Source organism: Nonomuraea sp. NPDC005692, assembly GCF_040631115.1.
Lineage (GTDB): Bacteria > Actinomycetota > Actinomycetes > Streptosporangiales > Streptosporangiaceae > Nonomuraea.
Genome location: NZ_JBEXYU010000015.1, coordinates 100,166 through 112,450, shown reverse-complemented (window position 1 = coordinate 112,450; position 12,285 = coordinate 100,166). Strand labels below are relative to the sequence as shown.

Annotated in this window: 12 protein-coding genes; 6 read left to right on the top strand and 6 right to left on the bottom strand. The window is 70.8% G+C overall.

Going from position 1 to position 12,285, the window contains the following annotated elements; translation table 11 throughout:
* The gene (locus ABZ459_RS28415; protein WP_357976325.1) at window positions 1–741 is read left to right on the top strand and encodes a cytochrome d ubiquinol oxidase subunit II; all 741 of its coding nucleotides are present in this window, start codon (window positions 1–3) and stop codon (window positions 739–741) included.
* Window positions 742–782: 41 nt separating this feature from the next.
* Here ABZ459_RS28415 and ABZ459_RS28410 read toward each other — a convergent pair whose 3' ends face one another.
* The 3 genes from ABZ459_RS28410 to ABZ459_RS28400 are packed head-to-tail and all read right to left on the bottom strand — an operon-like array spanning window position 783 to window position 4,066.
* A complete protein-coding gene (locus ABZ459_RS28410; protein ID WP_357976322.1) occupies window positions 783–2,534 on the bottom strand; it encodes a 5'-nucleotidase C-terminal domain-containing protein in 1,752 nt (583 codons plus the stop codon).
* 25 nt (window positions 2,535–2,559) lie between these two features.
* Window positions 2,560–3,333: an alpha/beta hydrolase gene (locus ABZ459_RS28405; RefSeq protein WP_357976319.1), complete on the bottom strand. Its 774-nt coding sequence runs from the start codon at window positions 3,331–3,333 to the stop codon at window positions 2,560–2,562.
* Window positions 3,334–3,343: 10 nt separating this feature from the next.
* Window positions 3,344–4,066, bottom strand: coding sequence for an SDR family oxidoreductase (locus ABZ459_RS28400; RefSeq protein ID WP_357976316.1), 723 nt, complete (start codon window positions 4,064–4,066; stop codon window positions 3,344–3,346).
* 67 nt (window positions 4,067–4,133) lie between these two features.
* On the opposite strand from ABZ459_RS28400, the gene ABZ459_RS28395 reads away from it, so the two are divergent.
* Window positions 4,134–4,724, top strand: coding sequence for a TetR/AcrR family transcriptional regulator (locus tag ABZ459_RS28395; RefSeq protein WP_357976313.1), 591 nt, complete (start codon window positions 4,134–4,136; stop codon window positions 4,722–4,724).
* A 111-nt stretch (window positions 4,725–4,835) separates the two neighbouring features.
* On the opposite strand, the gene ABZ459_RS28390 is transcribed toward ABZ459_RS28395, so the two are convergent.
* Window positions 4,836–6,500 (bottom strand): alpha-amylase family protein, encoded by a 1,665-nt coding sequence (locus ABZ459_RS28390; protein WP_357976310.1) that lies wholly within the window; start codon window positions 6,498–6,500, stop codon window positions 4,836–4,838.
* Window positions 6,501–6,655: 155 nt separating this feature from the next.
* On the opposite strand from ABZ459_RS28390, the gene ABZ459_RS28385 reads away from it, so the two are divergent.
* Complete coding sequence (locus ABZ459_RS28385) at window positions 6,656–7,117, top strand: MarR family transcriptional regulator (protein WP_357976307.1); 462 nt, start codon at window positions 6,656–6,658, stop codon at window positions 7,115–7,117.
* A 13-nt stretch (window positions 7,118–7,130) separates the two neighbouring features.
* On the opposite strand, the gene ABZ459_RS28380 is transcribed toward ABZ459_RS28385, so the two are convergent.
* Window positions 7,131–8,243: an FAD-dependent oxidoreductase gene (locus ABZ459_RS28380; RefSeq protein WP_357976304.1), complete on the bottom strand. Its 1,113-nt coding sequence runs from the start codon at window positions 8,241–8,243 to the stop codon at window positions 7,131–7,133.
* A gap of 167 nt (window positions 8,244–8,410) precedes the next feature.
* On the opposite strand from ABZ459_RS28380, the gene ABZ459_RS28375 reads away from it, so the two are divergent.
* The 3 genes from ABZ459_RS28375 to ABZ459_RS28365 all read left to right on the top strand — a co-directional run bounded on the left by ABZ459_RS28375 (window position 8,411) and on the right by ABZ459_RS28365 (window position 11,314).
* Window positions 8,411–8,818, top strand: a complete 408-nt coding sequence (locus ABZ459_RS28375; RefSeq protein ID WP_357976301.1) for an SgcJ/EcaC family oxidoreductase — start codon at window positions 8,411–8,413, stop codon at window positions 8,816–8,818.
* A 35-nt stretch (window positions 8,819–8,853) separates the two neighbouring features.
* The gene (locus tag ABZ459_RS28370; RefSeq protein ID WP_357976298.1) at window positions 8,854–9,831 is read left to right on the top strand and encodes a sigma-70 family RNA polymerase sigma factor; all 978 of its coding nucleotides are present in this window, start codon (window positions 8,854–8,856) and stop codon (window positions 9,829–9,831) included.
* Between the two features lie 61 nt (window positions 9,832–9,892).
* On the top strand, window positions 9,893–11,314 hold the full coding sequence (locus tag ABZ459_RS28365; RefSeq protein WP_357976295.1) for an MFS transporter: 1,422 nt from the start codon (window positions 9,893–9,895) through the stop codon (window positions 11,312–11,314).
* Here the strand turns inward: ABZ459_RS28365 and ABZ459_RS28360 are convergent.
* Entirely contained in the window at window positions 11,280–12,263 is a 984-nt protein-coding gene (locus ABZ459_RS28360) for an aldo/keto reductase (protein WP_357976292.1), read from the bottom strand. The genes ABZ459_RS28365 and ABZ459_RS28360 overlap by 35 nt on opposite strands.
* Window positions 12,264–12,285: the final 22 nt, after the last annotated feature.

The following is a 12,285-nucleotide window of genomic DNA, read 5'->3' as shown; positions in this document are numbered from 1 at the left end:
ATGGAGATCTTCGTCCTGGCCTTCTTCGCCCTCGGCTATCTCGTGCTGGGCGGGGCCGACATCGGGGTCGGCATGGCGCTGCCGTACCTCGGGCGGTCGGCGGGCGAGCGGCGCGAGGTGATCGCCGCGATCGCGCCCTTCTTCCTCGGCAACGAGGTGTGGCTGGTGGCCACGGCCGGCGTGCTCGCGGGGCTCTTCCCCGACCTGGAGGGCCACCTCCTGAGCGGCAACTACGCGGTGGTCGTCGCGCTGCTCGTCTCGTGGGTGGTCAGGGACATGGGCCTGTGGCTGCGGGGTCGCGTGCCCGGCGCGCGCTGGCAGGCGTTCTGGGACGGCGGGATCGTGGCCGGGAGCTGGGGGCTGGCGCTGAGCTGGGGGCTGCTGCTGGCCGAGGTGCTGCTCGGCATCCAGGGGCCGCTCGTGCTGCTGGCCGCGCTGGTGGTGGCGGCGCTGTTCGCGGTGCACGGGCTGGCGTTCGCGGCGCTGCGGCTGCGCGGATCGTTGCGGGAGCGGGCCGGGGTGTTGTCCGGCGAGGCGGGCGAGGGCCGCACGTACGCGCTGACGGCCGGTGCGCTGCTGGTGGTCGGGGTGCTGACCGGGCTGCGGCTGCCGCTGGTGGCGGGGTCGTCGGGGGCGCTGCTGGTGCCGGTGGTCCTCGTCCTGATCCCGCTGCTGGTGGCCTCGCAGGGGTGGGTGTGGTGGACGTTCAGGCACCGGGTGAGCGGGCCCTCGTACCTGTGACCAGGCGGGTGACCGGTCTGGAGCACCCGCCTGGCGTCAGGTCAGAACAGCGGAGCCCCGTCGCGGGTCAGCCGCCAGTTGGCGGAGGCGAAGTCGGCGGGGTTGATCGTGCCCTTGGCGGTGGCGTACTCGATCAGCGCCTGGCGGATCTCCACCTGCGCGTTGTACAGCACGGGAGCGGTGGTGACGTGCGGGAAGCCGCCGCCGCCCGACTGGCGGTAGTTGTTGATCGCGACCACGAACTCCTTGCCGGCCGGGATCGGCGCGCCCTCGAAGCTGAGGTTGGCGATGCGCTGCCCGGCGGGCTTGGCCACGTCGATGTCGTAGGAGACGCCCGAGAGCTGGTCGTAGTTGTAGTCCGGGGTGTTGCCGGCGTTGGTCAGCTTGGTGACGTCCACCGGGTCGCCCGGGTTGAGCTGGTTGAAGTACCGGGCCGAGTACTCCAGGTAGTCCTTGATCTGGGCGCCGGTCAGCTTGATCGCCAGCAGCGTGTTGTCGTAGACGTAGAGCCCGGCCACGTCCCTGACCCGCACGTCACCGGCGGGGAAGACGGCGGTGCGGCTGAACGGCGCAGCGATCGAGAGCACCGGCAGCGTGTTGCCCGGCAGGGCGGCCTTCACGGTCTCGGTCTGCACCTGCTGGATGTAGTCAAGGATCGGCGTGTCCTTGTACGGCGACTCGGCCGCCGACAGCTCCTCGGCCGACTTGGCGACGACCTTGTTGACGTAGCCGACCGTGGTGTCGTGCTGCGGCTTGAGCAGCGAGACGATCTTCGGGTCCGCCGTCACCGTGTTGGTGTTGAGCGTGGCCGAGGTCTTGCCGGTGACGACCCACTTGCCGCGCTGCTTGGTGAGGGTGAAGTCGAGCCGCGACAGGCGCTGGCCCCACTTGCCCGGCTCGGTGAGCAGCACCTGCTGCCCGGTGGCCTTGTTCGTCACGAAGCGCTGGGCGACCTCGTTGTGCGCGTGCCCGAACAGCACCGCGTCGATGCCCGGCACCTGCTCGGCGACCAGCGCCGAGGCGTTCTCCACGGGCAGGTCGGTGCCGTAGGAGGACATGCCGCTGTCGCCCGCGTGCGCGGTCACCACGACCACGTCCGCGCCGAGGCCGCGGATGACCGGCACCCACTTCCTGGCCGACTCGACCAGGTCGGTGAAGCGCAGCTTGCCCTCGACGTTCGCCTTGTCCCAGATGGCCACACCCGGGTTGGTCAGCCCGAGCACGCCGACCTTGATCGGCTTTTCGCCCTTGACCTTCATGGTCTTGATCACGAACGGCCGGTACGCCGGCAGCCCGCTCCCGGCGTGCACGGCGTTGGCGCCCAGCACCGGCGCCCGCATCTGCCTGATCCAGGTGGCCAGCAGCGGCAGACCGTAGTTGAACTCGTGGTTCCCGAGGGTGACGGCGTCATAGCCGATGGCGTTCATGGCCTTGGCCATCGGGTGGGTCTGCCCGGTCTCGGTGATCGGCTCGACCTTGGCGTAGTAGTAGGCCAGGGGCGTGCCCTGGATCGTGTCACCCGAGTCGAACAGCAGCGTGTGGTCCGCCCCGCGCTCGGCCCTGACCTTGTTGACCAGCGACGACACCTGGGCCAGGCCGATGGTGTTGCCCTGCTTGTCGGCGTAGGCGGCGTCCTTGAAGTAGTCCCAGTTGAGGGCGTTGCTGTGGATGTCCGACGTCCCCATCACGGTGACGGTGACGCTCTTGTCCCCGCTCGCGTGGGCGGGAAGCGCCACCAGGGCCAGCGCGGTCAGCGCGGCGGCCCCTGTGGCGGCGAGCTTCTTGGTCTGCATGTGCCTGGAGGGTAACCAGGACAAATTACTCGTTGGTTACGAAATCGCGGATCAAGGCTGTCACCTCTTCGGGACGTTCGTGTAGCACCACATGCCCGCTGTCCAGCACGGCGTAACGGCTGCCGGGCAGCGCGGCGTGCAGGGCGCGGGCGTGCCCGACCGGGACGAGGTGGTCCTGCGTGCAGCCGACGACCAGCGTGGGCGCGGTGATGCTCGGGAGCAGGTCCCTGATGTCGGTCCTGAGGTCCAGCTCGATCTGGCGTACCGTCCCGGGGGGCGGGTCGCCGGCCATCATGGCCTTCAGGCCGTCCTCGCCCAGGCCGCTCACGAAGGCCGGGCTGAAGCCGACCAGCGGGCCGTACGCCGCGAAGCTCTCGGGGTCGGTGGCCGCCAGCCGGGCCCAGGTCCGCAGGCCGAGCCGGAGCCGGGGGTCGTCGGCGTGCGTCCAGCCCGCGATCAGCACCAGCCGCCTGACCCGCTCGGGATACCGGGCGGCGATCCCCGCCGCCACCACCGCGCCCAGCGAGAAGCCGACCAGGTCGGACGGGCCGCCCTCGGGGAAGGTCGCCGCGACCTGCTCGATCAGCAGGTCGAGCGTGAGGTCGCCGCCGGGGTCGGCGGTCTCGCCGCTGCCCGCGTAGTCGGGGGTGATCACCGTGCGGATGTCGGTGAAGTTCTGGACGAGGTGGCCGTAGTTGGTGGCGGCGTCGCCGCCGGTGCCGTGCACCATGACCAGGCCGGGGCCGCTGCCCGCCCGGTTGAAGTGCACGTGTCCGCCGTCGTGGATGACCGTGGGCATGAGGTGTCTCCTAGAGGTTTCCGCCGCCGGTGGCGTCGAGGGTGGTGCCGGTGATGAAGCTCGCTCCGGGCGAGGCGGCGAACGCGACCACGTCCGCGATCTCGCCGGGCTCGCCGATGCGGTTGAGCGCGTGCCTGCTCGCCGCGTACGCGCGGGCCTCGGGGTCGCTCAGCCAGCCCGCGTTGACGTCGGTGTCGATGATGCCGGGCGCGACGTTGTTGACCGTGATGCCGCGCGGCCCCAGCTCCTTGGCCAGGGCCAGCGTGAACACCTGCACCGCGCCCTTGGTCATCGCGTACGCGATGCCCTCGGGGAAGGCGATGCGGGTCGCGCCGGAGGTGATGTTCACGATGCGGCCGCCGTCGGGGATCAGCGGCAGCACCTGCCGGGTGAGGAAGAACAGGCCCTTGACGTTGACCGCGAACATCCGGTCGTAGCTCTCCTCCGTCTCCTGCGCGAGGGGCTTGGACAGGCCGATGCCGGCGTTGTTGACCAGCACGTCGAGCACGTCGGTCTCCTCGGCCACCCGGCGGGCGAGCCGCTCCACCTCCTCGGGCACGCCCAGGTCGGCCCGCACGGCCACGGCGTTCGCGCCGATCAGCCCGACGACCTCCTCGGCCGCGGCGGCGTCTCCGGCGTAGTTCACGATCACGCGGAACCCGTCCTTGGCCAGGCGCAGCGCGATGGCCCGGCCGATGCCTCTCCCGCCGCCGGTCACCAGGACAGTCCTCATCGCTCGAATCCTTTCTGTAGCGATCGATACAGAAACTATAACATAGCGATCGCTATAGAATGGGCGCATGGCAAGGCAGCGGGCATTCGACAGGGACGCGGCGCTGGAGAGCGCGCTGCGCGCGTTCTGGGAGCACGGCTACGAGGCGACCTCGATCGCGGCGCTGACCGCCGCGATGGGCATCAGGCCCCCCAGCCTGTACGCGGCCTTCGGCGACAAACGGCGGCTGTTCGAGGAGGCGGTGCGCCGCTACCAGCTCACCCACGGCGCGTTCACCACCAGGGCGCTCGCCGAGGAGCCCACCGGCCGGCGGGCCGTCGAACGCGTGCTGCGCGAGTCGGCCGCCGAGTACACGAACGCGGACCACCCGCCCGGCTGCCTGATCATCACCGCCGCGGTCAACTGCGGGCCGGAGTCCGCCGACGTGGAGGAGTTGTTGCGCGGGTTCAGGGAGGCGGCGAAGGCGGCGATCAGGAAGCGCGTGGACGACGACGTGGCGGCCGGCCGACTGGCCCCCGGCACCGACACGGAAGCCCTGGCCACCTTCTTCGCGTCGGTGATCCAGGGCATGTCCACGCAGTCACGCGACGGCGCCTCCTACGCCGGCCTGCTGAGCGTCGCCGAACTCGCCATGGCGGCCTACCCGCCCCCGCCCTGACGACCGCGCGAAAGCCGCGCGGCCGTCCGACTCGCGAAAGCCTCGGCCGCGCGGCTCATGGAGGCTTCGGCCCGCGGCTCATGGAGGCTTCGGCCGCGCGGCCGTCCGGCCTCATTGCGACATGACGCCCGCGTCCTCCGGGGGCAGTTCGGGGGGTGAGGCGCGCAGCCAGCGGCAGCCGTGCGGTCCCAGCGCGAGTTTGGCCGTGCCGTCGGCCGACACCTTGATCGTGCCGTCCACCAGCAGGTCCGTGAGGTCGCAGTTCTCCAGGCCGTCCAGCCGCAGGTCGACGTCCTTGGCCGTGTCGCACAGGTTGTGGGCGACCACGACCGTCGCGCCGTCGGCGTCGCAGCGGTGCGAGAAGATCGCGTCGTCGCCGGTGTCCAGCACCGTGTACTGCCCCCACGCCAGCTCAGGGCACTCGCGGTACCGCTCGATGAGGAGCTGGAACCAGCGCAGCAGCGAGTCGGTGTCGCGTTTCTGGTCGGCCACGTTGACCCGGTCGGGCGCGAAGGAGCCCTCGGGGATCTCGCGGACCGTCTTCTCCTGCTGGCTGAAGCCGCCGTCCTCGGACCACTGCATGGGGATGCGGACGGCCATCCGCCCTTCCTCGTCCAGGTTCTCCCCCATGCCGATCTCCTCGCCATAGAAGATCACGGGGGTCCCCGGAAGGGAGAACAGCAGGCTGTAGGCCATCTTGATGCGCCGCAGGTCGCCGCCGAACATCGTGGGCAGCCGCCGGCGCAGCCCGCGGCCGAAGATCTGCATGTCCTTCTCGGGGCCGAACGCCTCGAAGATCTCCTGGCGTTCCTCGTCGGTGAGCTTGTCGAGGGTCAGTTCGTCATGGTTGCGGAGGAACATCGCCCATTGACAGTCCTTGGGGGCCCGGGGGCGTTCCTGCAGGGCGTCCATCAGGGGGCGGGCGTTGTTACGGGCGAAGGAGAGCCAGCTGTTCTGCATGCCGATGAAGTCGAAGCACATGGTGATCTGGTCACCGAGCCCTTCACCGAAGTACCGCAGTAACTCCTTGTAGGGCAGGTTGACCTCGCCCAGCAGGATCGAGCCGCCCTTGCGCCTGGTCATGAAGGCCCGCAGGTCGGCCAGGAACTCGTGCGGGTCGGCCAGCTTGGGGTTGACGTTCTCGATGAGGAACGGCACCGCGTCCACGCGGAAGCCCGACAGCCCGAGCTCCATCCAGAAGCCGAGGATGCGGGTGATCTCGTCCCTGACCTCGGGGTTGCCGACGTTCAGATCAGGCTGGTGACGGTAGAAGCTGTGCAGGTAGTACTGGCCGCTGCCCTTGTCGTACTGCCAGATGGAGTCCTCCTTGTCGGGGAAGACCACCTGTTTCGGATCGTCGGGCTCGGGGGTGTCGGACCAGACGTACCAGTCGCGCATCGGCGAGTCCTTGCTCTTGCGCGACTCCTTGAACCAGGGGTGCTGGTCCGAGGTGTGGTTGACGACCAGGTCCGCGATCACCCGCAGGCCCCGGTCGTTGGCGGTCCGCATGAACTCCACGAAGTCGCCCAAGGTCCCCAGCCGGGGATCGATGCTGTAGAAGTCGGTGATGTCGTAACCGTCGTCCCGGTTGGGGGTGGGGAAGAACGGCATCAACCAGAGGCAGGTCACGCCGAGACCCGCAAGGTAGTCGATCTGCTGGGTCAAGCCGCGGAAGTCGCCCACACCGTCGCCGTTACCGTCCTTGAACGTCTCCACGTCCAGGCAGTACACGACGGCGTTCTTCCACCAGACGTCGGAGGTGTACGTCAGTCGCATGGCGGCCCTGCTACCCACCCGCACAGAAGAAATGTCCTTTTGGGGGTTTGCGTCCGGTTCTAATCCCGTGACCTCGGGCTACGAGGGCATCGCCGAACCCGAGCAGCCGTCCGCGGCCATTAGTTCGGTAGCCGAACTGATGTTAGGCTGATCTCATGGCCAAGCCCGAGGAGCAGCTGGGAGTCGTCTCCGCCCTGGTGCGCTCGACCTTCCTGGTCAACGCCGTCTACGCCGAGTCCGCCCGCGCGTACGGGCTGACCTCCCAGCAGGGCCAGCTCCTGTGCGTACTGATGGCCCAGCCGTACGGGATGAGCGAGCTGGGCGCGATGTTGCGCCTGGCCAAGTCCAGCCTCACCGAGCTGGTCGACCGCACCGCGCAGCGCGGCATGGTCCGCCGCGAGCCCAACCCCGCCGACCGGCGCGCCGTCCAGGTCACGCTGACCGACGAGGGCGCCAAGCTCGCCGACGAGTTCTACACCGAGGCCTGCCGGCGCATCGACGACCTTCCGTCCGGGCTCGACGAGGCCGAGCGCGCCACGCTCGCCGACCTGCTCTCCCGCCTGGTGCGGGACAACAACGCCCCGACGGTCTTCATCGAGCGCGCCGACGCCCCCTGACCGCCGCCCGCGATCACACCCCGGCCGGCGCCGGCTCGGCGGCGAGCCCGAACAGCTCCGCGAACCGTCCGGTGAACAGGTCCCTGCCCTTGTAGTCGGCCACCGACTCGGCCGGCAGCACGATCGGCCCGTCGGGCGAGGGCAGCTGGCCGACGCCTCCTCCGGCCCCCAGCGGCAGCAGCACGAACGGCAGCGGCGAGGGCCGGTACACCGACGAGGGCCGCTCGCCACGCAGTTGGGCGATGATGTTCGCCGCCACGACCTCGGCGTGCTGCATCGCGTTCCCGGCCATCTTGGCCTCCGCCAGGTCGGTGATGTCGCCGATCGCGTAGACGTGCTCGTGCCCCTCGACGTTGAGCCGTTCGGTCACCCGTACGTGGCCGCGGGGCGTGCGCGCGTCGCCGAGGTCACCGCCGAGGTAGCCGGTCTCGACGCGCACGCCGTACGCGCGGAACCAGATGTCGGCCGACAGCTCCCCGGCCGTGGACCCGACGGTGAACGGCCCGGCCCGCCCCGGCTCGGCGGGCGGCTCGGCGTCCAGAGCGGTGCCGAGCAGCAGCTCCACCCCCAGCTCGGCGAGCTGCCTGCGCAGATCGGCGCGCACCTGCGGCTCGAACCCCGGCAGCAGCTCCGTGCCGTGATCGACGATCGTGACCCGCTTGTCCGGCCACACCGCCTTGATCTCCCCGGCCAGCTCCAGCCCGACCGGCCCGGCCCCGGCGATCAGCACCCGCCCGGCCCCCGCCAGCTCCCCGTGGACGGCGTGGATGCGCTCGCGCGCCTGCCCGGCCAGGTCGTCCTCGAACTTGAACGGGAAGGGGTACCCCGACCCGGTGGCCAGCACGAGGTAGTCGGCCTCCACCCGTTCCCCGGAGGCCAGCAGCACACCCCGCGAATCCACTGAGACCGCCCGCTCCCGGACGATCCGGCCACGCTGCATCAACCTGTCATAGGGGAAGAACATCTTCCCGGCCCATTCCGGCTGGGCGAGGGCCCGCATGGACGCGGCGTTCTGGACGAAGGCGTCCTTGGGCTCGATGAGCACGACGTCCGCGTGCTCGTCCAGCGCCTTGGCGGCCGCCGCGCCGCCGTAACCACCACCGATGATCGCCACAGTACGGCTCATGGTGCACATCTCCTGTCGGGACAACAGCTTGTTCGTATTACGAACCATAATAGTTCGTAACCCGAACCACAACCGCTCGAAAGTTCTCCACCCCGGCGCGATGAGTTCCGGCGGCCCCGCCGGTACGTATCCGTGAACCTGTCACCAGCGATGAGGAGACAACAGCCATGACCGAGACCCGAGAGCACGACGTGGCCGCCATCAAGAGCGTGCTTGAGCGCCTCTACCAGGCATGGGCCGACGGCGACGCCGACGCCTTCGTCACCGACTACACCGAGGACGCCACCGCGATCATGCCCGGCAGCGTGCGCCGGTCGAAGGAGGAGGTGCGCAGGAAGATGGCCGAGGGCTTCGCGTCCTACCTGAAGGGCAGCACGACGGCCGACAAGCTGGAGAGCATCCGTTTCCTGGGCGAGAGCGCCGCGATCGCGGTGAGCGAGACCGGTGTCAGGTTCCCCGGCGAGACCGAGGTGCCCGCCGAGCGTATGGTGTACGCGACCTGGGTGCTGGAGAAGCGGGACGGCGCCTGGCTGCTCGCGGCCTACCACAACAGTCCGGCCGTCGTGGCAGGCTGACGTACCCGTAGGCCGGTGGAAGGCAGGAAAAGGGCGTGGACGCGGTGACGCCGGGAGAAGAGGGCTTCGATCGCCGGATCGAGCCGTTCCGCAAGGAGCTGCTGGCGTACTGCTACCGGATGCTCGGCTCGCCCCACGACGCCGAGGACCTGGTCCAGGACACGTACCTGCGGGCGTGGCGGGCGCGGGAGCAGTACGACGGGACACGCAGTTCCCTGCGCACCTGGCTCTACCGGATCGCGACCAACGCCTGCCTGACGGCCTTGGAGGTCCGGGGGCGCCGGCCGCTGCCGTCGGGGCTGGTGGCCGCGTCCGACCCGCTGGCGCCGCTCGTCCAGGGGGAGAACCTGGCCTGGCTCCAGCCCCTGCCGGACTCGATGCTGGACGCCGGCGACCCGGCCGGCACCGTGGTCGAGCGCAGCGGCCTGCGCCTGGCGTTCGCCGCCGCCCTGCAACACCTGTCGGCGCGCCAGCGCGGCGCGCTGATCCTGCGGGACGTGCTGAGCTTCTCCGCGTCGGAGTCGGCGGAGATCCTCGGCACCACCGTCGTGTCGGTGAACAGCTCCCTGCAGCGGGCGCGCGCCCGGGTGAAGGAGGCCGGCGTCCGGCGGGAACCGCTCGGCGAGCCGCCGCTGGCCGAACAGCGCGCCTGGGTCGACCGCTACATGCGGGCCTTCGAGCACGCCGACGTCGAGGAGCTCAAACGGCTGCTCACCGAGGACGTCGTCATGGAGATGCCGCCGATGCTCAACTGGTTCGCCGGTCGCGGCAACTACGGCCTGTTCATGGACTGGGTCTTCGAGGCGGCCGGCACCGACTGGCGGCTGGAGGCGGTCACGGCCAACGGCCAGCCGGGGTTCGGCGCCTTCCGGCGCGCCGGCGACCGGTACGAGCCCCACACGCTCCAGATCTTCACCGTCACCGCCGAGGGCATCAGCCGGAACTCGGTGTTCCAGGGGCCGGAGGTCTTCGCGTCCTTCGGCCTGGCGGCCGGATTCGACGCGACCCGGTGACCCCACCGGGCCTGCAAGTTTCTTCAAGACCGGGCAGGGGCGGACGGCCGATGCTGAGCGGGTGATTTCTCCCGTTTCTCCCCTGGTGACGGGCGTGCGCCGTGGCCCGATGCTCGCCGTGCTGCTCACCGGTCAGGTCATGGCCTCCATGGACGGCTCGATCGTGTCGGTCGCCGCGCAGACCATCCGCCAGGACCTCGACGCCGGCGGCACGGCGATCCAGCTCGTCGTGTCGGGCTACCTCCTGACCGTCGGCGTGCTCCTGGTCACCTGCGCGCGGATCGGCGACCTCGTCGGGCAGCGGCGCGCGTTCCTGCTCGGGCTGGGCTGGTTCACCGGCGCCTCGCTGCTGTGCGGGCTGGCCCCCGACGTCGGCGTGCTGGTGCTCGCGCGGATCGCGCAGGCCGTCGGGGCGGCGCTGCTCACCCCGCAGATCTTCGCCCTCATCCAGACGCACTGGGCGGGCGACGCCCGCCGCCGGGCGATCGGCCTGTACAGCATGGTGCTCGCCCTGGGCGTCGCGCTGGGGCAGGTCGTCGGCGGGCTGGTCGTCAGCGCCGACCTCCTGGGCCTGTCCTGGCGGCCGGTGTTCCTGATCAACATCCCGATCGGCGTGATCTCGCTGGCCCTGGGGCCGCGCCTGCTGCCGCCCTCGCCCGTGACCGCGCGGACGCGCCTGGACCCGGGCGGCGTGGCGATCCTGACCGCGGCCATGGCCGCGATCACCGTCCCGCTGATCTTCGGCCGCGACCTCGGCCGGCCGCTCTGGGTGTGGATCTCGCTGGCCTGCGGCGCCGCGCTGTCGGTGGTGTTCGTCCGGCACGAGACCAGGGCCCGGCACCCGCTGCTGGACCTGGCGTCGGTACGGCCGCGCGGGGTGAAACCGGGGCTGGCGGCGTGCTGGATCGTCATGGGCTGCTACACCGTCTTCCTGCTCACCCTCACGCTGCACCTCCAGACCGCGCTGGGGTACTCGCCGCTGTGGGCGGGGCTGGCCTTCGTCCCGTACGCGCTGGGATTCGGCGCGCTCAGCCTGAGCTGGACCCGGTATCCGCCGGGACTGCAGCGGGTTCTGCCGGTCGCGGGGCCGGTCGCCTTCGCGGCCGGCGCCGGCCTGCTGGTGCTGCTGTGCCGGGACGAGTGGCGGCCGGACGTGGCCGTCCCGCTGCTGCTCCTGGCCGGGGCCGGGCACGCCGCCGGGTACAGCCCGCTGATCGCGCGCGTCACCACGCTGGTCGAGCCGCGGCTGGCGTCGGCGATCTCGGCGCTGAACGCCACCGGGCCGGTGCTGGCCGGGGTGACCGCCGTCGCCGGGCTCGGCAGCGTCTACTTCGCCGCGCCGTCCTCGGCCGACGGGCTCCTGCGGGTCGTCGCCGCGGTCGCCGTCCTGCTCGTGGGCGCGGCCCTGTGCGCCACCCGGGCGACGCTGTTGGGCGGCGGCCCGGCGCTCACAGGAGGGTCCCGCCGGACACGTCGAACCTGACCAGCGCCTCGTCGATCCTGTGCAGGGTGTCCGGGTGCAGGGTGAGGTCGGCGGCGGCCAGGTTCTCCTCGATGTGGGCGGGGGTGCGGCTGCCCGGGATCGCCACCACGTGCTCGTCCTGGTGCAGCAGCCAGGACAGGGCCAGCTGGGCGGGGGTGATGCCGAGGTTGGTGGCCAGGGTTCGGATGGGGGCGTACCTGTCGTTGTTGCCGGCCAGGTTCTCCGCCGAGAACCGGGGCGCGTTGTGGCGGAAGTCGCCTTCCTCCAGCCGCTGGACCGTGCCGGTCAGGAAGCCGTTGCCCAGCGGGCTCCAGGCCACCAGGCCGACGCCGAGCTCGCGGGCCGTGGCCAGCAGGTCCGGCTCCACCGGCCGCCACATCGACCACTCGTTCTGCACGGCCGTCACCGGATGGACGGCGTGCGCGGCCCTGAGCTGGGCCGCCGTCACGTTCGACAGGCCGATGTGCCTGATCAGGCCGTCGCGCACCAGGTCCGCCATCGCGCCGACCGTCTCCTCCACCGGGACGCCGGGGTCCGGGTAGTGCAGGTAGTACAGGTCGATCGTGTCGGTGTCCAGGTTGCGCAGGCTGCGCTCGGCGTAGCGGCGGACCAGGCGCGGGTCGGCGTTCACGCGCAGTTCGTTGAACGCGTACCCGACCGGGTACGGGCGGCTGGGCTCGCCGTCCGGGATCGCCAGGCCGAACTTGGTGGCCACCACGACCTCGTCACGGGGGCGTCCCTTGAGCGCGCGGCCGACCAGGCGCTCGTTGTGGCCGTCCACCCCGTAGGCGTCGCTGGTGTCGATGTGGCCGGCGCCGCCGTCCAGGGCCGCCCGCAACGCCTTCTCGGCACGGGCGTCGTCGATGTCGCCGTACACACCGGGCGAGAGCACCATCGCGCCGAAACCGAGCGCGGGGACCTGCAGTGTTCCGAGTTCGCGTGTCTTCATGACGATGATCGTGCCGCCGGGG

Bases quoted from the DNA above. Each gene is read 5' to 3' on its own strand.
- ABZ459_RS28395 (WP_357976313.1), top strand. From the start codon at position 4,134: ATGGCAAGGCAGCGGGCATTCGACAGGGACGCGGCGCTGGAGAGCGCG.
- ABZ459_RS28380 (WP_357976304.1), bottom strand. From the start codon at position 8,243: ATGAGCCGTACTGTGGCGATCATCGGTGGTGGTTACGGCGGCGCGGCG.
- ABZ459_RS28385 (WP_357976307.1), top strand. From the start codon at position 6,656: ATGGCCAAGCCCGAGGAGCAGCTGGGAGTCGTCTCCGCCCTGGTGCGC.
- ABZ459_RS28375 (WP_357976301.1), top strand. From the start codon at position 8,411: ATGACCGAGACCCGAGAGCACGACGTGGCCGCCATCAAGAGCGTGCTT.
- ABZ459_RS28410 (WP_357976322.1), bottom strand. From the start codon at position 2,534: ATGCAGACCAAGAAGCTCGCCGCCACAGGGGCCGCCGCGCTGACCGCG.
- ABZ459_RS28390 (WP_357976310.1), bottom strand. From the start codon at position 6,500: ATGCGACTGACGTACACCTCCGACGTCTGGTGGAAGAACGCCGTCGTG.
- ABZ459_RS28360 (WP_357976292.1), bottom strand. From the start codon at position 12,263: ATGAAGACACGCGAACTCGGAACACTGCAGGTCCCCGCGCTCGGTTTC.
- ABZ459_RS28400 (WP_357976316.1), bottom strand. From the start codon at position 4,066: ATGAGGACTGTCCTGGTGACCGGCGGCGGGAGAGGCATCGGCCGGGCC.
- ABZ459_RS28415 (WP_357976325.1), top strand. From the start codon at position 1: ATGGAGATCTTCGTCCTGGCCTTCTTCGCCCTCGGCTATCTCGTGCTG.
- ABZ459_RS28405 (WP_357976319.1), bottom strand. From the start codon at position 3,333: ATGCCCACGGTCATCCACGACGGCGGACACGTGCACTTCAACCGGGCG.